This window comes from Dawidia cretensis (genome assembly GCF_018598175.1).
Taxonomy (GTDB): Bacteria; Bacteroidota; Bacteroidia; order Cytophagales; family Cyclobacteriaceae; genus Ohtaekwangia; species Ohtaekwangia cretensis.
Genome location: NZ_JAHESE010000002.1, coordinates 225499 through 243663, shown reverse-complemented (window position 1 = coordinate 243663; position 18165 = coordinate 225499). Strand labels below are relative to the sequence as shown.

Annotated in this window: 21 protein-coding genes; 18 read left to right on the top strand and 3 right to left on the bottom strand. The window is 50.7% G+C overall.

The window, feature by feature from the left end; genetic code table 11:
• Positions 1–4: 4 nt before the first annotated feature.
• Positions 5–397: a hypothetical protein gene (locus KK062_RS04550; RefSeq protein WP_254083063.1), complete on the top strand. Its 393-nt coding sequence runs from the start codon at positions 5–7 to the stop codon at positions 395–397.
• Here the strand turns inward: KK062_RS04550 and KK062_RS04545 are convergent, their stop codons facing one another.
• Both KK062_RS04545 and KK062_RS04540 read right to left on the bottom strand, forming a co-directional pair.
• Positions 398–838 (bottom strand): tellurite resistance TerB family protein, encoded by a 441-nt coding sequence (locus KK062_RS04545; protein ID WP_254083062.1) that lies wholly within the window; start codon positions 836–838, stop codon positions 398–400.
• A 39-nt stretch (positions 839–877) separates the two neighbouring features.
• Positions 878–2563: an AMP-binding protein gene (locus KK062_RS04540; protein WP_254083061.1), complete on the bottom strand. Its 1686-nt coding sequence runs from the start codon at positions 2561–2563 to the stop codon at positions 878–880.
• A 659-nt stretch (positions 2564–3222) separates the two neighbouring features.
• On the opposite strand from KK062_RS04540, the gene KK062_RS04535 reads away from it, so the two are divergent.
• The 10 genes from KK062_RS04535 to lepB all read left to right on the top strand — a co-directional run bounded on the left by KK062_RS04535 (position 3223) and on the right by lepB (position 12221).
• Positions 3223–3708, top strand: a complete 486-nt coding sequence (locus KK062_RS04535) for an Lrp/AsnC ligand binding domain-containing protein (protein ID WP_254083060.1) — start codon at positions 3223–3225, stop codon at positions 3706–3708.
• 84 nt (positions 3709–3792) lie between these two features.
• Positions 3793–5238, top strand: a complete 1446-nt coding sequence (gene sufB / locus KK062_RS04530; RefSeq protein WP_254083059.1) for a Fe-S cluster assembly protein SufB — start codon at positions 3793–3795, stop codon at positions 5236–5238.
• Positions 5239–5296: 58 nt separating this feature from the next.
• On the top strand, positions 5297–6052 hold the full coding sequence (gene sufC / locus KK062_RS04525; protein ID WP_254083058.1) for a Fe-S cluster assembly ATPase SufC: 756 nt from the start codon (positions 5297–5299) through the stop codon (positions 6050–6052).
• A gap of 15 nt (positions 6053–6067) precedes the next feature.
• Complete coding sequence (sufD, locus tag KK062_RS04520; RefSeq protein WP_254083057.1) at positions 6068–7381, top strand: Fe-S cluster assembly protein SufD; 1314 nt, start codon at positions 6068–6070, stop codon at positions 7379–7381.
• Between the two features lie 2 nt (positions 7382–7383).
• Positions 7384–8628, top strand: a complete 1245-nt coding sequence (locus tag KK062_RS04515; RefSeq protein WP_317195743.1) for an aminotransferase class V-fold PLP-dependent enzyme — start codon at positions 7384–7386, stop codon at positions 8626–8628.
• A complete protein-coding gene (locus tag KK062_RS04510) occupies positions 8625–9059 on the top strand; it encodes a SufE family protein (protein ID WP_254083056.1) in 435 nt (144 codons plus the stop codon). Before KK062_RS04515 ends, KK062_RS04510 begins: the two co-directional genes overlap by 4 nt.
• Positions 9056–9409, top strand: a complete 354-nt coding sequence (locus KK062_RS04505) for an SUF system Fe-S cluster assembly protein (RefSeq protein WP_254083055.1) — start codon at positions 9056–9058, stop codon at positions 9407–9409. The genes KK062_RS04510 and KK062_RS04505 overlap by 4 nt, the downstream gene beginning before the upstream one ends.
• Positions 9410–9456: 47 nt before the next feature.
• Complete coding sequence (locus KK062_RS04500) at positions 9457–9873, top strand: BrxA/BrxB family bacilliredoxin (protein ID WP_254083054.1); 417 nt, start codon at positions 9457–9459, stop codon at positions 9871–9873.
• 90 nt (positions 9874–9963) lie between these two features.
• Positions 9964–10671, top strand: coding sequence for a 4-hydroxy-tetrahydrodipicolinate reductase (gene dapB / locus KK062_RS04495; RefSeq protein WP_254083053.1), 708 nt, complete (start codon positions 9964–9966; stop codon positions 10669–10671).
• Positions 10672–10742: 71 nt separating this feature from the next.
• Positions 10743–12221 carry a signal peptidase I gene (gene lepB / locus KK062_RS04485; RefSeq protein WP_317195742.1) on the top strand — a complete coding sequence of 493 codons (1479 nt, stop codon included), beginning with the start codon at positions 10743–10745 and terminating at the stop codon, positions 12219–12221.
• 75 nt (positions 12222–12296) lie between these two features.
• Here lepB and ung read toward each other — a convergent pair whose 3' ends face one another.
• Entirely contained in the window at positions 12297–12959 is a 663-nt protein-coding gene (gene ung / locus KK062_RS04480) for a uracil-DNA glycosylase (RefSeq protein ID WP_254083052.1), read from the bottom strand.
• Positions 12960–13110: 151 nt separating this feature from the next.
• Here ung and apaG point away from each other — a divergent pair, with 151 nt between their 5' ends.
• The 7 genes from apaG (at position 13111) to KK062_RS04445 (ending at position 18137) form a co-directional block, all read left to right on the top strand.
• Positions 13111–13497: a Co2+/Mg2+ efflux facilitator ApaG/CorD gene (apaG, locus tag KK062_RS04475; RefSeq protein WP_254083051.1), complete on the top strand. Its 387-nt coding sequence runs from the start codon at positions 13111–13113 to the stop codon at positions 13495–13497.
• Positions 13498–13536: 39 nt separating this feature from the next.
• Positions 13537–14316 carry an O-methyltransferase gene (locus KK062_RS04470; protein WP_254083050.1) on the top strand — a complete coding sequence of 260 codons (780 nt, stop codon included), beginning with the start codon at positions 13537–13539 and terminating at the stop codon, positions 14314–14316.
• A gap of 54 nt (positions 14317–14370) precedes the next feature.
• Positions 14371–15300 (top strand): coiled-coil domain-containing protein, encoded by a 930-nt coding sequence (locus tag KK062_RS04465; RefSeq protein WP_254083049.1) that lies wholly within the window; start codon positions 14371–14373, stop codon positions 15298–15300.
• Positions 15301–15423: 123 nt separating this feature from the next.
• Positions 15424–15801, top strand: a complete 378-nt coding sequence (rpsF, locus tag KK062_RS04460; protein WP_254083048.1) for a 30S ribosomal protein S6 — start codon at positions 15424–15426, stop codon at positions 15799–15801.
• Positions 15798–16049, top strand: a complete 252-nt coding sequence (gene rpsR / locus KK062_RS04455; protein WP_254083047.1) for a 30S ribosomal protein S18 — start codon at positions 15798–15800, stop codon at positions 16047–16049. Before rpsF ends, rpsR begins: the two co-directional genes overlap by 4 nt.
• A gap of 30 nt (positions 16050–16079) precedes the next feature.
• Positions 16080–16523, top strand: a complete 444-nt coding sequence (gene rplI / locus KK062_RS04450) for a 50S ribosomal protein L9 (RefSeq protein ID WP_254083046.1) — start codon at positions 16080–16082, stop codon at positions 16521–16523.
• Between the two features lie 159 nt (positions 16524–16682).
• On the top strand, positions 16683–18137 hold the full coding sequence (locus tag KK062_RS04445; RefSeq protein ID WP_254083045.1) for a circularly permuted type 2 ATP-grasp protein: 1455 nt from the start codon (positions 16683–16685) through the stop codon (positions 18135–18137).
• The last annotated feature ends 28 nt before the right edge of the window (positions 18138–18165 follow it).

The window sequence follows — 18165 nt, the reverse complement described above, 5'->3', positions numbered from 1 at the left end:
ATATATGGTAAAAACACAATTCATTCTTCGGCCGCTGGCCGTCCTCTTGTTTTCTGCCGCAGTATTTGCCTGCGGTAGCGACGACGACTCTAAATCCAGTTGTGACGACGGAAGTGACCCCGTCTGTGGCGTTTGTAATCCGGTGGAGAATCTGGGTTGGCTTCGCGACAAAATTGCGGAAGCAAAAAATGGCCCGCAGGGGAACATGGTCACCCTTTACACAGGTACATACGAAAATCAAACGGTTTTTGTGCAAGGCCTGTGCTGTGCCTCATGCCAGTGGATACCCGTGATTTGGACATGCGACGGCCATAAACTCGATGACTCCGTGACGTTCCAAAGCATCACCGATCAAAAGTTGATCTGGCACGGAGGAGACTGCCAGTTTTACGACTAATTACACCGGCTGCGCAAGAAATCGCTCCTTTGCTTGTTGTTTGATATGATCCCAGTCGTCGGGCGGCGGCGGTGTGCCGCGATCGAATTCTTTTAATAACCATTGAACCAGTTCTTCTTTCATACCAAACTGGCGCACGGCGTCCTGGCAGAACTGTATCTCATGCTCATCTACGACCTCGTCTGCATACACCATCAGTACGAGGTCGTATAGCAAATTCATCTTGTCGTTGTGGTTGTCGGGAACGTTGAGCACATACTGCTCACTGCTATCCACCAGCTCCTGCACCTGGCGATCTTTCAGACCATAGCGGCGGCCGATCTTATACAGCAACGCTTCTTCCTTCTCGTGCATGTGCCCATCTACTTTCGCAAGGGCCAGGAGGTTCTTGATGTGATTCTTCTTGTACGAGAGGTACTGATGTTCAAAAAAACCCATCATAGGCCGTGTCTTTTTTTGTTAAGTTCGTAAAGCAATATACTAAGCTGCCGCGGCCTTTTCTTCCTTCAGCGCGCGACGTAAGATCTTACCGACGTTGGTCTTCGGAAGCTCCGTGCGGAACTCCACCAGCTTCGGCACTTTATAGTTCGTCAGATTTTCGTGGCAATAATCTTTTACTTCCTTCTCGGTCAGGCTCTGATCTTTCTTCACTATAAAGACTTTGATAACCTCACCCGACTTTTCGTCGGGCACGCCGATGGCCGCTACTTCCAATACTTTCGGGTGGCCCGCCAGCACGTTCTCTATCTCATTTGGGTATACGTTGAATCCCGACACTTTGATCATATCTTTTTTACGATCGACAATCTTGAAGTAGCCTTCTTTGTCCATGATGCCAATGTCGCCCGTGCGGAACCATTCCTTGTTGAAGAATACGCCTTCGTTGTCCTTTTCCCAATAGCCCGACATGACTTGCGGCCCGCGGGCACACAACTCACCTGTCTCGCCTTCGGCCAATCGGTTGCCGTCATCGTCGAATACGGCCACCTCGGTGTTGGGCATGGGCAGACCGATGGTGCCCAGCCGGTGCTTGCCGTCGAGTGGATTACAGCACAATACCGGCGAGGTCTCGCTCAGGCCGTAGCCTTCGATAAGGCCGGAACCGGTTACTTGCTCCCACTTTCTTGCCACCGCGTCTTGCAACGCCATACCACCCGCTACGGAGCCTTTCAAGTGTGAGAAGTCGAGGTTCTTAAAATCGGGGTTGTTCAGCAATCCATTAAACAATGTATTAACACCGGTAATGATAGTGAACTTATGTTTGCTCAGCTCTTTTACAAAGCCTTTCATATCGCGCGGGTTTGTGATCAGCACATTTTTAACGCCGGTGCTGAACATCAGGAAGCCGTTTACCGTCAGGGCAAAGATGTGATACATCGGAATGGCGGTGATGATCAGGTCGTCGCCACCGCGTTTGTCTTGCAGGTAGGGCTGGAACCATTGGGTGATCATGGAATTATGCGCTACAATATTGCCGTGCGAAAGTTTGGCACCTTTGGCAATACCCGTAGTCCCCCCGGTGTACTGTAATACCGCCAGGTCATCGATGGTTATTCTCGGTGCATCGAGCTTTAACGACGCGCCTTTCTTCATGACATCCTTAAAAGAAAGCGCTGTCGGCAAGTGATAGGCGGGCACCATCTTCTTGATGTGTTTCACTACCAGGTTCACGATGGTGCCTTTCAGACCGCCGAGCATGTCGCCCAACTGAGTGACGATGATATGCTTCAGCGATGGTACGTTGCCCTTGATCTTTTCCAGGTGGCTCGCAAAGTTGGCAACAATAACGATGGCCGAAATACCAGAGTCTTTGAATTGGTGCTCCATCTCACGCGGTGTATAGAGCGGATTGGTATTGACCACCGTGAGGCCGGCGCGCAGGGCGCCAAAGAATACAATCGGAAACTGCAACAGGTTAGGCATCTGAATGGCGATCCGGTCACCCTTTTTCAGACCGAGATCTTTCTGCAGGTATGCGGCGAAGTGTCCCGAGAGCTCGTGCACCTGTCCATAGGTTAGCGTTACACCCATATTTTCAAAAGCAACCCGGTCGCGGAAGCGCCCTACACTCTTTTCAAAAAGGTCGACCAACGACTCGTACTCATAGAGCTTTATTTCATGTGCAACCTGAGGGGGGTAGTGCTTAAACCACGGAAAATCTTTCATAGTAATCAGACGCGTGACGTATCAATATTTAATAATCCAAAGCAAACGATTGTTCGCAGCAAATCAAACAGGAATATAAGAATTTGGCCATGAAACCCGTTTGGACGGTGGGCAAAGTGCATAAAAAAACCCGTTCCGGAAAACCGGAACGGGTAGCTCTAGAATAACTCATTAACCTAAACTGAGCTGCTGTAGGAGAAGGATTCGAACCTCCACGGAGCGGTTAGGCTTTGTACTGACCCTGTATTCCAGAAAATGACGGGGTCAGCGCATTGCTTTGTTCCTATCCTCCACCCTCGAGACCGGAGGGCATGTCTGCCAATTTCAACACCCTACAATAATGTGTTACTTTGTGTGTGCGTGTGCGCGGCTGTAGGAGAAGGACTCGAACCTCCACGGAGCGGTTAGGTCGCCAAAGGCTGGACTTTATTCCGTTACCTCCACCCTCGAGACCGGAGGGCTTGTCTGCCAATTTCAACACCCTACAAGATGTGTTATTTTTGCGTGTGAGAATGGTGTGTGTTTCTTTTGTCTCGTTGTAAATTATGTAACAAAGTAAGTCATTTACTAGCATCGAAATCAACAAAACATTCCAATAATTGTATACTTTTCAATAATATTTCATATTTTTGAATTAACACTAACAACCAATTTCACCTATGCCAGAAAATTATAAAGTTGACAATGTAGACCTGAAGATCCTGGAGATTTTAATGCAGGATGCCAAGAAGCCTTATACCGAAGTAGCCAAAAAAGCCTTTGTTTCCGGCGGTACGGTGCACGTGCGGATGAATAAGATGGAAGAAGCAGGCATTGTTGAGAAAACGACTTTGAAAGTCAATTACGCCAAGTTAGGCTATGATATCACCGCCTTTATAGGAATCTTCCTGCAGAAAAGTGCGTTGTACGACCAGGTAATCGCCAAAATCAAGGCTATTCCGGAGATCACGAGCATTCATTATACAACCGGTAACTACAGCATGTTCTGCAAGATTCACTGTAAGGATACCAATCACCTCAAGCTCGTGCTGCATGACAAGATTCAGCAGGTAGAAGGCATTGAACGTACTGAGACTATGATCTCCCTGGAGGAAAGTCTGGACCGAAGTCTCAACTTAGTAGATCAAACAATTTCAAATAAATAAACCGGCCCCGGAACCTTAAAATGCCTTTTTTGTTATAATTTTGTAGGTTGTTTAAAATTAGTCTAAATAGACTACTTGATCACTATGAGTAAAGACAATCAGGTACTGGAAGAGCTCACGTCAAAGGAGTATGAGCATGGGTGGACGACGGACATTGAGACTGATTCCGCCCCAAAGGGACTAAATGAAGACATCATCCGGTTCATTTCTGCCAAGAAAAACGAACCGGCATGGTTGCTGGAATGGCGTATGAAAGCCTATCAGCAGTGGACAAAGATGAAAGAGCCCACGTGGGCCAACGTAAAATTCCCGGAAATCAATTACCAGGACGTGATCTACTACTCTGCTCCCAAGCAGAAGGTGACGCCCAAGAACCTGGAGGATGTAGATCCCGAGCTGATCAAGACCTTTGAGAAGCTGGGCATCTCGCTGACCGAGCAAAAGCGCCTGACCGGTATTGCCGTAGACGCCGTTATCGACAGCGTGTCTGTTGCCACTACCTTTAAAGAAACACTCGGCGAGCTTGGTATTATCTTCTGCTCGTTTAGCGAAGCAGTACAGAAGCACCCCGACCTGGTGAAGAAATACATGGGCTCGGTCGTACCGGTAAACGACAACTATTTCTCTGCATTGAACTCGGCCGTCTTTACCGACGGTTCATTCTGTTATATTCCCAAGGGCGTACGTTGCCCGATGGAGCTGTCCACCTATTTCCGTATTAACGCGGCCAACACCGGTCAGTTTGAGCGTACGCTCATTGTGGCCGACGAAGGCTCTTATGTAAGCTATCTGGAAGGTTGTACTGCCCCGCAGCGTGACGAGAACCAATTGCACGCGGCCGTAGTAGAAATCTACGCCATGAAAGATGCAACGGTAAAATACTCTACCGTGCAGAACTGGTACCCGGGCAACAAGGAAGGCAAAGGAGGTATTTACAACTTCGTCACCAAACGTGGCTTATGCTACGGCGATAGCTCGAAAATCTCCTGGACCCAGGTTGAGACAGGCTCGGCTATTACCTGGAAATATCCGTCTTGCATTTTGCGCGGCGACAATTCCATGGGTGAGTTTTACTCGGTGGCTGTTACCAACAACTATCAGCAAGCCGACACCGGCACGAAGATGATCCACATTGGCAAAAACACCAAGTCGCGGATCGTATCGAAAGGGATCTCTGCCGGCCACTCACAAAACAGCTACCGCGGCCAGGTACATATTATGAAACGCGCAGAAGGCGCACGCAACTTCTCGCAATGTGATTCCCTGCTCATGGGTGACCAATGCGGCGCACACACCTTCCCGTACATAGACGTGGAAAACAATACCGCGCGCATCGAACACGAGGCCACCACTTCCAAGATTGGCGAAGACCAGATTTTCTACTGTCTGCAACGCGGTATAGATGAAGAGTCTGCGGTAGCGCTGATCGTCAACGGTTATGCCAAGGAGGTATTGAATCAGCTTCCGATGGAATTTGCCGTGGAAGCACAAAAGCTGCTGGCCCTGACGCTCGAAGGAAGCGTTGGCTAATACGCCAAGCAACGATAACGAAAGAACGAGAACGTAATAAAAGATTTGAGGTATAGCGATGTTAACGATTAAGAATTTACAGGCGAAGATTGGTGAGAAGCATATCCTGAACGGCATCAACCTGGATGTGAAGCCGGGCGAAGTACACGCCATCATGGGACCTAACGGTTCGGGTAAAAGCACCCTGGCGTCGGTACTTGCGGGACGTGAAGAATACGAGGTGACCGGTGGCGAGGTATCCTTCGAAGGGAAAGATCTGTTGGAAATGGCTCCGGAAGACCGCGCCCGCGAAGGGGTGTTCATGGCGTTCCAATATCCGGTAGAAATACCGGGGGTGAGTACCATCAATTTCATGAAGACCGCCGTGAATCAAATCCGCGGATACCGTGGCCAGCCCACACTGGACGCTGTGTCGTTCCTCGGCCTCATGAAAGAAAAAATGAAGCTGGTAGAGATCGACCAGGCCCTGCTGAACCGTGCCCTGAACGAAGGCTTCTCCGGTGGCGAAAAGAAACGCAACGAAATCTTCCAAATGGCTATGTTAGAGCCAAAGCTCGCCATCCTCGACGAAACAGACTCAGGTCTTGACATCGACGCCCTGAAGATCGTATCCAACGGTGTAAACAAATTGCGCAATAAGTCGAATGCGGTGATCGTAGTAACCCACTACCAGCGTCTGCTCGATTATATCGTGCCTGATTTTGTACACGTATTATATAAAGGAAAGATCGTTAAATCCGGTACCAAAGAACTGGCGCTGGAGCTCGAAGCCAAGGGCTACGACTGGATCAAAGAAGAAGTATCTGTACTCTAACCAACGATCCTGCTCATGAGCGCCACTGTAACCGACAACACTATAACATCGGAGTTAGCCGCATTGCTCGATAAGCAACTGGTGGCCACTGCCTCCGATGCCACCTTGCGCAAAGATGCCACCGCCGCCTTCCGCGCTGTGGGCCTTCCTGCTGCAAAGGCTGAAGAATACCGGTTCACCCCGGTAACCCGCATCCTGGAGAAGCAGTTTTCCTTGTCACAGCCGACACCGGCAGGGCAGGTAAGCCGGGTGAAAGACTATGCCATTGCCGGCCTGGAAGCCGATAGCCTGGTCTTTATCAACGGCGTATTTTCCCCGGCAGATTCCCGCATACAAGACACAACAGCCTTGACCATCCTGCCCTTGCAAGATGCCCTGGCTACCCACACCGCCCTGGTGTTAAAACACCTTGGCCAATATGCCGACACCGCAGCCGATGCGTTTACGGCCTGGAACACCGCGGCGTGGACGACCGGCCTGTTTGTACACGTTCCTGACAACAAAATCATCGAGCGGCCCATTATCCTGTATCACTTGCACGACGCCAGCCAAGGCCAGGTCGTTACCGCGACCCGTAACCTGATCGTGGTAGGCAGGAATGCCGAGGTCACCATCCTGGAGAAATATGACTCAACCGGTGCATCGCCATCGTTCTCTAACCAGGTGACGGAAGCTGTCGTGGCCGAAAATGCAGGCTTAAATCTCTACAGCATTCAACACGACGCCGGCCAACGGTATCAGGTCGGAACGATCCGCATACAACAGGCAAACTACAGCCGCGTGAACACCTTCACGTTCACGCTCAACGGTAAGCTTGTACGCAATAACCTGCAGTTGGTCCTGGACGGCGAAGGCATTGAATCGCACATGTACGGTCTCTATTTGTTAACCGGCGACACCCTGGCAGACAACCACACCGTGGTAGATCACCGCAAGCCGAACTCCTTTAGCAACGAGCTATACAAAGGTGTTATGGACGGTACTTCGCGCGGTGTCTTTAACGGCAAGATTTATGTACGCCCACAAGCACAGAAGACGAACGCCTTCCAGGCGAACCGTAATATCCTGTTGAGCCCTACGGCCATCGTAAACACGAAGCCACAGCTCGAAATCTGGGCTGACGACGTGAAATGCTCGCACGGCTGTACCTCCGGTCAGCTGGACGAAGAAGCGGTCTTCTACCTGCGTTCCCGCGGCATCGACAAGCTGTCGGCACAGGCCATGATGCTGTACGCCTTTACCGGCGAAGTCCTGACCAACGTGAAGAACCCGGTGGTGAAGGAATACCTCGACAACCTGATTAGCCAACGGCTACACAAAAACTTTTGAGTATGACCTCCTCTCCTGCAGTCACCCGTGTACTGGATGTTGAAGCCATTCGGAAACAGTTTCCGATTCTGCACCAGCAAGTAAACGGACGTGACCTGGTATATTTTGACAACGCGGCTACTTCGCAAAAGCCGCTTGTCGTGATCGATGCCCTGATCGGTTATTACAAGGGCTATAACGCCAACATCCACCGTGGCATCCACACACTGGCGGAAAAGGCGACAAAGGCGTATGAAGAAACCCGCCACACGGCGCGCACATTTATCAACGCCCGTTCAGAACAGGAGATCATCTTCACCCGCGGTGTAACCGAGAGCCTCAACCTGGTGGCATCCTCGTACGGTCGCGCTTTTCTGAAGACCAACGACGAGATCATCATCAGTGGATTGGAGCACCATTCCAACATCGTACCCTGGCAAATCGTCTGCGAAGCTACGGGTGCCGTACTGCGTGTCATTCCTGTTTTAGAGAATGGCGCGTTGGATATGGAAGCCTATAAGAAGCTGCTTTCGCCGCAGACCAAAGTGGTGTCGGTCAATCATGCTTCCAATAGCCTGGGTACCATCAATCCCGTAAAAGAGATCATCGCCCTGGCGCATGCCGCCGGTGCGGTAGCCGTGATCGATGGCGCGCAAACCGGTGCTCACGTCGCCATCGACGTGCAAGACCTGGACTGCGACTTCTACTGTCTCTCTTCGCACAAGATGTACGGCCCGACCGGCACCGGTCTGCTCTACGGCAAACGTGAGCTGCTGGAGAAAATGCCACCTTACCAGGCTGGCGGCGAGATGATCAAAGATGTAACCTTCGCCAAGACGACATACAACGATCTGCCGTATAAGTTCGAAGCCGGTACACCCAACATTGCCGATGTAGTGGCCTATAAATACGCCATGGACTTTATTCTCGACCTGGGCCGTGAGAACATCGCCACCCATGAGCATGCGTTGTTAACCTATGCTACCGAGCGCGTTTCGGCGCTGAAGGGCGTGCGACTGATCGGTACGGCACCGCAAAAGGTTGGTGTGCTTTCATTCGGTGTGGAAGGCATCCATCACTTTGACATCGGCCAGATGCTCGACTCCCGCGGCATTGCCGTACGCACAGGACACCACTGTACGCAGCCGCTCATGGAGTGTTTCCAGGTAGAAGGAACCGTACGTGCCTCATTCGCTGTTTACAACACGAAAAAAGAGATCGACCAACTGGTGGAAGGTCTCGAGCGGATCATCAACTTCATGAAATGAACATCGAGGAAACTCAGGACGCTATAACCGAAGAATTCTCTCTCCTGGACGGCGACCGTGAAATGGCCGTATTCTACCTGATGGAACTTGGCCAGAAGCTTCCCGAGATGCCGGAAGCCGACAAAACCGAAGAAAATGTCGTAAAAGGTTGCCAATCAAAGGTATGGCTCTCGGGCCAGATCGAAGACGGCAAGGTCCAGTTCGTGGCGGACAGCAACACCGCCATTACCAAAGGGCTTGTAAGCTTGCTGGTGCGAATCTTTAACGGACAGACTCCCGACGCTATTTTAAATGCCAACCTGACGTTCATGAACCGCATCGGCATGGAACGCTTTATTGGCACGCAACGTTCTAATGGTTTTGGAGCCATGATCAAACAGATGAAACTGTATGCCCTGGCGTTTAAGACAAAAATGCAAGTAAACTCATGAGCGAACCGGCCAGTTCTACCGAACAACACACCTCCACGACAGCCATTCCGGACCTGCAGGAGAAAGTTCTGCAAGCCATCAAGACCGTTTACGACCCCGAAATTCCGGTTGATGTTTATGAGCTCGGCTTGATCTACGAGATCAACGTCTACCCCGTCAACAACGTTTATATACAAATGACGCTTACGTCGCCATCATGCCCTTCCGCAGAATCTATTCCCGGAGAAGTGCAGCAGAAATTGAAAGCGATTGAAGGCGTGAACGATGTGAAGGTGGAGTTGACGTTTGACCCACCGTACTCGCAAGACATGATGAGCGAGGCGGCCAAGCTTGAACTAGGATTTTTATAATTTGTTATAATAACAGTACAATCCGATTTAACTTTGCAAAAAACAATATGTATCCCGAACAACTAGTGGCGCCCATGCGCAGCGATCTGACCAGCGCTGGGTTCTCTGAACTGAAGACTTCCGAGGAAGTTGATAATTGTCTGAAGAATCAGCAAGGCACTACCCTGCTGGTCATCAACTCTGTATGTGGATGTGCTGCCGGTGCAGCACGCCCTGGTGTGAAATGGGCTGTCGAGCATGCCGGCAAAAAGCCGCAGCAGCTGACAACGGTTTTTGCCGGTGTTGATAAAGAAGCGGTTTCTAAAGCACGGGAATATACCCTGCCTTACCCGCCGTCTTCACCCGCCATTGCCCTGTTCAAAGATGGCGAGCTTGTTCATTTTGTTGAACGCCACCACATTGAAGGCCGCAACGCCCAAATGATCGGCCAACACCTGGTCGAAGTGTTTGAAGAGTTTTGCTAGTCGTATAGACGAATCCGAACTAAAAACTTTCCGGGAGCACTAAACTTTCGGAAAGTTTTTAGTTTTACGGCAAACTCGACAAACCCTTACATGAATATCATCCTTCTCGGCTACGGAAAAATGGGAAAAATCATTGAGCGCGTAGCCCTCGAGCGCGGCCATACTATCTCCGCCCGCATCGACCTTCACAACCAACACGAATTCGAAACCGCCACAGGCGACGTTGCCATCGAATTCTCTCACCCCGACGCTGCCTTCGAAAATGTACGCAGGACGCTGCTGAACGATATTCCGGTAGTCTGCGGCACAACCGGCTGGCTGGTACGCAAGCCCGAGATCGAAGCGCTTTGCCAGGAACGCAACGGCGCATTCTTCTACTCTTCCAACTATAGCGTCGGCGTAAACATCTTCTTTAAGCTGAACGAGTACCTGGCCAAAATGGTCCAGAATATGACAGAATACGATGTGGAGATGAACGAGATCCACCACGCCGAAAAAAGAGACGCGCCCAGTGGCACCGCCATTACGCTGGCTGAAGGGACCATGAAATACCTGCCCCGCAAAAAAGGCTGGGTGAACCGGGACACTGGCAACCCCGACGAACTTGTCATTAATTCTTTCCGCATCGACCAGGTGCCCGGCACCCACGTCGTGAAATATGCCTCTCCCATTGACGATATCGAGATCAAACACATCGCACATTCCCGTGAAGGCTTTGCAAAAGGTGCGGTGATGGTAGCTGAATGGATTAAGAACAAAAAAGGTATTCTTTCCATGGACGATTACTTGAAATTTTAAGGCCGTTCCAGCGACTAACCGTCTAAATCGATTATTTTATCTTTATTTACAGGTTTTCAAGAACATAATTTATGGCAGGTTACGAATTTCTTATCATGTTGGGCTTTGTGCTCGTCTTCGTCCCTTCGTATGTCGGGATGTGGAAGTTGTTTGAAAAAGCAGGCGAACCCGGCTGGAAATCGCTTATTCCTATTTACGGCCAGATCGTGCTTCTGAAAATCGTGGGACGCCCTTGGTCCTGGATCTTTTATTTATTGATTCCTGTAATTGGTCAGATTATCGCCATTGGCGTAGTGGCCGACCTGCTGAAATCGTTTGGCAAAGAAAAGGTTCACCAGATCGCCGCCGCGGTTATCTTCCCGTTCATCTACTTCCCCTACATGGGCTTTGCCAAAGATGTAAAGTATAAAGGCCCCGCCACCCAGATCCACGGCGAAAAATCTACCCGTCAGGAATGGACCGAAGCCATTGGCTTTGCCGTAATCGCTGCGACCCTGATCCGCTGGCTGATCATGGAAGCCTATACCATTCCCACGCCTTCCATGGAAAACTCCCTGCTTGTAGGCGATTTCCTGTTTGTCAGCAAATTCCACTACGGTACCCGCACCACGACAACACCGCTGCAAATCCCTCTGACCCACCAGAAGATTTGGTTCACGAAGAATGTCCCGTCTTACCTGGAATGGATCAAGCTGCCCCAGTATCGTTTGCCCGGCATCAGCCATGTAAAACGCGAAGACGTGGTCGTTTTTAACGTGCCACCCAAAGGGCTGAACGATGGCATCGATTACCCGGTCGATCTCAAAACAAACTATATAAAACGCTGCGTAGCCGTAGCCGGCGACACGCTATCGATCAGAGACCAGCAGGTATATATCAACGGCGTGGCATCGCCCGTGCCGCCGGAAATACAATTCAGCTATCTGATATTGTCCGACGGACCGATTAGCGAACGTAACCTTGCCGGCCTCGGCCTGGGTATTGAAGACTATCAGGCCCACGGTCGTCAGGCTGACGGAAAGTTTGCCTACCAAATGTGGCTGACCAAAGCCCGCGCAGAGGAGATCAAGGCCCTGCCGTATATCCGCGCCATCGAAGCACAGAAACGCATACACGACGAAGGCACCATTCCCTACTCGAGCTACTACGACTGGTATGGCGGCCCCGACTCTACCCGGTTGTTCCGCTGGTCGACCGATAACTTCGGTCCGTTGTGGATTCCGAAAGAAGGCGCGACCATTACCATCGATAAGTCAACCCTGGCCCTGTATGGCACAACCATTAAGCTGTACGACCACAACAAAAACGTCAAGATAGAAGGCGACAAGCTCTTCATCGACGGTCAACCTGTGACCAGTTATACCTTCAAGCAAAACTATTACTTCATGATGGGTGACAACCGTCACAATTCCCTCGACTCACGCTTTTGGGGGTTTGTGCCGGAAGATCACATCGTCGGAAAAGCATTCTTTATCTGGCTGTCGGTCGACAACGGCTCTGGTCTCGCGAACCGCATCCGCTGGAATCGCTTCTTTAAGCTGATCAAATAGCTTTATAGCATAAAAGCAAAAGCCCCCTTGTTTATAGCAAGGGGGCTTTTTTTATGATGCCTTACACCGTGGCGATTACCATTCAATAGGTGTCAGTCCCTGCCTCACAAGGTATTCGTTCGTCTTGCTGAAATGTTTGTTTCCAAAAAAGCCACGGTCAGCCGAGAAGGGTGACGGGTGCGGCGACATCAACACGAGGTGTTTGCTGCGGTCGATGACCTCACCTTTCTTCTGCGCGTACGATCCCCACAACAGGAATACCACGTGCTGGCGTTCGTCCGATATATGCTTGATGACGGCGTCGGTAAAGGTCTCCCACCCTTTGTTCTGGTGTGAGCCCGGCGACGAGGCCCGCACGGTAAGCGTCGCGTTTAGCAGGAGTACACCTTGCCTGGCCCAGCGCTCCAGGTTGCCCGTGGATGGCAGGGGCTTGCCCAAATCGGCCAGGATCTCTTTGAAGATATTGACCAGCGACGGCGGCATGCGTATGCCGTCATGCACTGAGAAACACAGGCCATTGGCCTGACCCGCGCCGTGATACGGATCCTGCCCCAGGATGACCACTTTTACATCGCTGAAATCACAGGCGTCAAAAGCGTTAAAAATTTCCTTGCCCGGCGGGTATACCGTTTGGGTTTGATACTCTTGTTTGACAAAATTGATGAGGGTTTTGAAGTATGGCTTGTTGAATTCGTCAGCCAGACGATCCTTCCAGGAAGGCGCAATTTTAACATCCATCCCTAAAACTAACGGGTAGCGTTAAACGATACAAGAAAAAGCATCTTCCAGGGATCGGAATGCAAATAATACCACTGATTTTCAATCACTTAAACAAGTATTAACGCCCTCCACTTGGGAATTCTAAAATTTTGATATTTTTGATGCTTACATGGTAACGGAAATCACCAAAGGGATCAAAGTAACAGTGGAGACGGAGTATCAGCCGGCATATTCCAGCCCGAGCCAATACCATTATGTTTTCACGTACCGCATCACGATCGAAAATCAGAGTGATTACACCATCCAGTTGCTGCGTCGTCACTGGCACATTCACGATGCCGGTTTTAGTCCGCGCGAAGTAGAAGGTGAAGGCGTTGTAGGGCAGCAACCTGTATTGGAGCCCGGCCAAACCCATCAATATGTTTCCGGCTGCAACCTGAAGTCAGGCATTGGTAAAATGGTTGGTACCTACCTCATGGAACGTGTTGTGGACGGCGTAAAGGTAGAGGTCAATATTCCGTCGTTTACCATGGTCGCCCCCATCCGTCTGAACTAGCGTCGCGCAATCGGTACCCGTTACCCGCTCTCCCGCTGCATGCCCACGCGCTTTCAATTTCAAACATACTTTACTTACTGGCTGGACGCCGTTAACAGGCACTCGCTGCATTCACCTTTTTTCTTTGACTTTTATACCCGCGTAGTGGTCCCTACACCGCGTCCATCGCGGCTTGAAACGCTGGAATCCATACGCACGTCGCTATTACAAAACACCACCCACCTCACAATCCAGGACCTGGGTGCCGGTCCACAACAGGGTCGGACCACCTCGCGCACAGTACAGTCTATCGCCCGCACGAGCATCAGCCCCGAACGCTTTGCGCATTTATATCATCGCATTGTCCGCCACTTCGGCCATGCGCACGTCGTTGAATTGGGCACTTCGTTGGGCCTCAATACGCTTTACCTGGCCGCGGCCGGCGCCCAGGTCACCACTTTTGAAGGTGCCCCCGAAATAGCCGGTGTAGCGCGTGGCGTCTTTGCACAACAACCCGCAGCACGCATACGCCTGATGGAAGGTGATATTACAAACACGCTGCCGGCCTACCTGGTGTCGTCAGGCAAGGTCGACCTGGCCTTTGTCGATGCCAACCATCGTTATGAGCCCACCGTACGTTACTTTCAGCAGCTGCTGCAGAAAGTACACGCACAAAGCATGCTCATCTTTGATGATATACACTACACGCCGGGCATGCAACAAGCCTGGGAAGAGATGCGGAGACATCCACTGGTGTATGGCAGTGCCGACCTGTACCGCTGTGGAATTTTGTTTTTTGACCCGTCATTGAACAAACAGCACGTTGTATTGCAGTATTAATCATTGAATTACACCGGAAGAAATTTTATTTTTGCGGTTGAACAAAAGCCCACTATGAGCGAACCGACAAACATTTCTCCTGTAGAACAGACTCCGAAGAAGTCGAACAAGAATGCCATCATCATTGCGCTGATGGCGGTCATCATCGTTGTACAGGGAGTAAAGATATTTCTCGACAGCCGCGAGCACCAGACACTAGTGGCTGAAAAGACCTCCACCGAGCAAGAGCTGGCCTCTACCATGCAACGCATGACCGAGATCCGCGAGGAGCTCGACGCCAAGATCGCCGAAGTTAAAAAGCTGGGTGGAGACATCTCTGACCTGGAAAAAGCCAAGGCTGAGGTAGACGCCGAGCTGAAACGCTCCAAGCGCGCCACCGGCAAAGAGATCAAAGCCCTCAAAGATAAAGTGGAAGGCTACGAGCTGCTGTTGAAGACCAAGGATGAAGAGATTGATAAGCTGAAGCACGTTAACAAGGCCCTGCTGACCGAAAATACCTCGCTTAAAACACAAAAGAACCAGCTTGGCGACTCCATTAATCGCCTGAGCCAAACCAAGGAAGAGCTGGCCACCAAGGTAGCCATTGCCTCTGAGCTCAAAGCTGAGAACGTCCGTATCGTGGCCCTGAGTGACCGTGGCAAGGAGCGTGATTCGCCTTTCAAGAGCCGCCAGATCAGCAAGCTCAAGGCCGAATTCAACATTGCCGAGAACAACGTCGCCCCCATCGAAGGCAAAAAGATCATGATCCGCATCGTAGACGAAAACGGCCAGGTCATCTTCGATGTAGCCCGTGGCTCTGGCACCTTCATTTACAACGGCAAAGAGGAGTTCTACACAGCTTCCCAGGAGATTCTGTTTGATAACACCAAGCAGAAATTGATCTACACGTATGAAAAAGGCTCCGACTACGCTTCCGGTACGTATACCCTCGAAATCTACTGCAACGACTACAAAATTGGCTCTGGCCAGTTTGTAGTGAAATAATGGGGTGACTGGCGAAGACAGCTGAAAAGGCCTAAAACCGCATAAATCACCCGATTTTTTGGGTCATTCATTTCTCAATTCCATGATTTTCCCTACCTTTGCAGCCTCAAATAAAAAACTATCATGAGAAATTACGAGACGGTATTCATTTTAAATCCCGTTTTGTCTGAAGATCAGGCAAAGGATACTGTCGATAAGTTCGTGAAAGTGTTGAAGAAAGCCAATGCCGATGTACTGAACATCGAGAATTGGGGCTTGAAGAAGATGGCTTACCCCATCAACAAAAAGTCTACTGGCTTCTACAACCTGATCGAATTCACGGCCGACGCGCCCGTTATCGACACCCTGGAGACTGAGTACAGACGGGACGAATCCATTATGCGCTTTCTGACAACCGTGCTGGATAAGCACGCTATCGTTTACAACGAACGCAGACGCAAAGGCGAATTCAAAAACAAAAAACAAGCTGTTAAAAAAGCCGAGGAGGAGCGCGTAAAATGACATTAATGAACGAACCCATCAAGCGCGCAGAGGTTAAGCCGAAGTACTGCCGCTTCAAGAAGAACGGTATCAAGTACATCGACTACAAAGATCCCGACTTCCTGCTGAAGTTCATCAACGAGCAAGGCAAGATTCTGCCCCGCCGTTTGACTGGCACCAGCCTGAAATTTCAGAAGAAAGTAGCGCAAGCTGTGAAGCGTGCCCGCCACCTGGCCATTCTTCCGTACACTGGCGACTCTTTGAAATAACAATTCCAGGACCCTTAACGATATACGAACATGGAAGTAATTTTGAAACAGGACGTATTGGGCCTTGGCTATAAGAACGACATTGTGAAGGTGAAAGCCGGATATGGTAACAACTACCTGATTCCCAATGGCTACGCCCTCATCGCCAACGACTCGAACAAAAGACTGGTAAACGAAAACGTACGCCAGGCTGCTCACAAAGCATCTAAGATCAAGCAAGACGCAGAAGCACTGGCTGGCCGCCTGGGTGATTTGACCATCGAGATCCGGACGAAAGCCGGTGAAACTGGTAAGATCTTCGGTGCCGTTACAGCCCTGCAGATTGCTGATGCGCTGAAAGCGAAAGGCTTTGACATCGACCGTAAAAAAGTGCACCTGAAGGAACCTCCCAAGCAACTCGGTACTTACACCGTGGGCCTGGACCTCCACAAGGAAGTGAAGCACGAGATTAAGGTAAGCGTCGTAGCCGATTAACAACGACTTCGTCATTGTGAACATACAAAGAGCCCCCCTCGGGGCTCTTTGCTTTTATATCCCTGGAGGCCGCTCATTCGATTGCAGAAATATTGTTTTAACATACAGATAAAATGCCCCACCTGCTTGGTACTTTAGGTTAAACCGAACCTAAACACCATGACGCAGGATGCCGAAATATTCCAGCACTATGGCATCAGCCATTCTCCCCTGTGGGACGAAATGTTCGGCAGCGACGGCATCCGCCAGCACTACCGCGGCATAGCCGACTTCCTCACGAATATTTCACCCACTGAGCTTTCCAAAAAGGAAGAGCTTGCCCGACGGCTCTTCATGAGCCAGGGCATTACCTTCACCGTATACTCCAGCGGTGAAGGCATTGAAAAGATTTTTCCCTTCGACATTATTCCGCGCATCATCACCTCCACCGAATGGACGTTTATCGAGCAAGGGATTAAACAACGGCTGCGGGCATTGAATCTGTTCTTGCGCGATGTATACCACGAGCAATTTATTCTCAAGGACGGGGTTGTTCCCGTCGAGCTTGTCTATTCGTGCCCACACTACCTGCGCGAAATGCAGGGCATCAACGTGCCGCACGATATCTATGTACACATTGCCGGTATCGACCTGATCCGCGACTATGACGGAACGTTTTACGTGCTGGAAGACAACTTGCGCACACCCTCGGGGGTGTCTTACATGATCGAGAACCGCGAAATCACCAAACGCATTTTTCCCGATCTTATCCCGCAGAATCACGTACGCCCGGTAACGCACTACCCCACCATTCTCTATAAAAACCTAATGGCCCTCTCGCCGCGTAAGGTAGCGTCGCCCAACATCGTCTTGCTAACGCCAGGCATCTATAACTCCGCATATTTCGAACATACTACTCTGGCCCGTCTCATGGGTGTGGAGCTGGTGGAAGGACGCGACCTGGTTGTAGAGAATCACAAGGTATATATGAAGACTACCGCGGGGTTGCAGCAGGTAGACGTGATCTACCGCCGCGTAGACGACCATTATCTTGACCCGTTGGTGTTCGACCCGAGCAGCGTACTGGGTGTATCCGGCATTCTCTCCGCCTATCGCAAAGGCAACGTAGCCATCGTCAACTCCATCGGCAACGGCGTAGCCGACGACAAAGCTATTTACGCGTATGTCCCGGATATGATTCGCTATTACCTGAACGAAGAGCCCATTCTTCGAAATGTACCGACCTACCAACTGGGCAAGCCCGACGAGCGTGAGTATGTATTGTCAAGTATTAACACCATGGTCGTGAAGAAGACAAACGAATCGGGTGGATATGGCATGCTCATGGGCCATGCTGCCAGCGAGCAGGAAATTGACGAGTATAAAAAACAGATCCTGCGCGATCCCCGGCAATTTATTGCGCAGCCTACCATCAGTCTGTCGGCATCGCCATGCTACATCGATGGCAAGGTGCAGCCGCGACGCGTAGACCTCCGGCCGTTCGCATTGTGTGGCCCTGACGGTATCGAAATTGTACCGGGCGGACTCACCCGCGTAGCGCTACGGGAAGGATCGCTGGTCGTTAACTCGTCGCAAGGTGGCGGCAGCAAAGACACCTGGGTATTGTCTGTATAGGAAGATGATAAAAGAACGTAAACCACCA

Excerpts from the sequence above, each read along its gene's own strand:
- KK062_RS04500 (WP_254083054.1), top strand. The coding sequence starts at position 9,457 with ATGTATCCCGAACAACTAGTGGCGCCCATGCGCAGCGATCTGACCAGC.
- sufD (WP_254083057.1), top strand. The coding sequence starts at position 6,068 with ATGAGCGCCACTGTAACCGACAACACTATAACATCGGAGTTAGCCGCA.
- KK062_RS04445 (WP_254083045.1), top strand. The coding sequence starts at position 16,683 with ATGACGCAGGATGCCGAAATATTCCAGCACTATGGCATCAGCCATTCT.
- lepB (WP_317195742.1), top strand. The coding sequence starts at position 10,743 with ATGGCAGGTTACGAATTTCTTATCATGTTGGGCTTTGTGCTCGTCTTC.
- KK062_RS04545 (WP_254083062.1), bottom strand. The coding sequence starts at position 838 with ATGATGGGTTTTTTTGAACATCAGTACCTCTCGTACAAGAAGAATCAC.
- sufC (WP_254083058.1), top strand. The coding sequence starts at position 5,297 with ATGTTAACGATTAAGAATTTACAGGCGAAGATTGGTGAGAAGCATATC.
- KK062_RS04470 (WP_254083050.1), top strand. The coding sequence starts at position 13,537 with ATGCCCACGCGCTTTCAATTTCAAACATACTTTACTTACTGGCTGGAC.
- rplI (WP_254083046.1), top strand. The coding sequence starts at position 16,080 with ATGGAAGTAATTTTGAAACAGGACGTATTGGGCCTTGGCTATAAGAAC.
- KK062_RS04515 (WP_317195743.1), top strand. The coding sequence starts at position 7,384 with ATGACCTCCTCTCCTGCAGTCACCCGTGTACTGGATGTTGAAGCCATT.
- rpsR (WP_254083047.1), top strand. The coding sequence starts at position 15,798 with ATGACATTAATGAACGAACCCATCAAGCGCGCAGAGGTTAAGCCGAAG.
- KK062_RS04535 (WP_254083060.1), top strand. The coding sequence starts at position 3,223 with ATGCCAGAAAATTATAAAGTTGACAATGTAGACCTGAAGATCCTGGAG.
- KK062_RS04540 (WP_254083061.1), bottom strand. The coding sequence starts at position 2,563 with ATGAAAGATTTTCCGTGGTTTAAGCACTACCCCCCTCAGGTTGCACAT.
- sufB (WP_254083059.1), top strand. The coding sequence starts at position 3,793 with ATGAGTAAAGACAATCAGGTACTGGAAGAGCTCACGTCAAAGGAGTAT.
- dapB (WP_254083053.1), top strand. The coding sequence starts at position 9,964 with ATGAATATCATCCTTCTCGGCTACGGAAAAATGGGAAAAATCATTGAG.
- KK062_RS04465 (WP_254083049.1), top strand. The coding sequence starts at position 14,371 with ATGAGCGAACCGACAAACATTTCTCCTGTAGAACAGACTCCGAAGAAG.
- KK062_RS04550 (WP_254083063.1), top strand. The coding sequence starts at position 5 with ATGGTAAAAACACAATTCATTCTTCGGCCGCTGGCCGTCCTCTTGTTT.
- ung (WP_254083052.1), bottom strand. The coding sequence starts at position 12,959 with ATGGATGTTAAAATTGCGCCTTCCTGGAAGGATCGTCTGGCTGACGAA.
- KK062_RS04510 (WP_254083056.1), top strand. The coding sequence starts at position 8,625 with ATGAACATCGAGGAAACTCAGGACGCTATAACCGAAGAATTCTCTCTC.
- KK062_RS04505 (WP_254083055.1), top strand. The coding sequence starts at position 9,056 with ATGAGCGAACCGGCCAGTTCTACCGAACAACACACCTCCACGACAGCC.
- rpsF (WP_254083048.1), top strand. The coding sequence starts at position 15,424 with ATGAGAAATTACGAGACGGTATTCATTTTAAATCCCGTTTTGTCTGAA.
- apaG (WP_254083051.1), top strand. The coding sequence starts at position 13,111 with ATGGTAACGGAAATCACCAAAGGGATCAAAGTAACAGTGGAGACGGAG.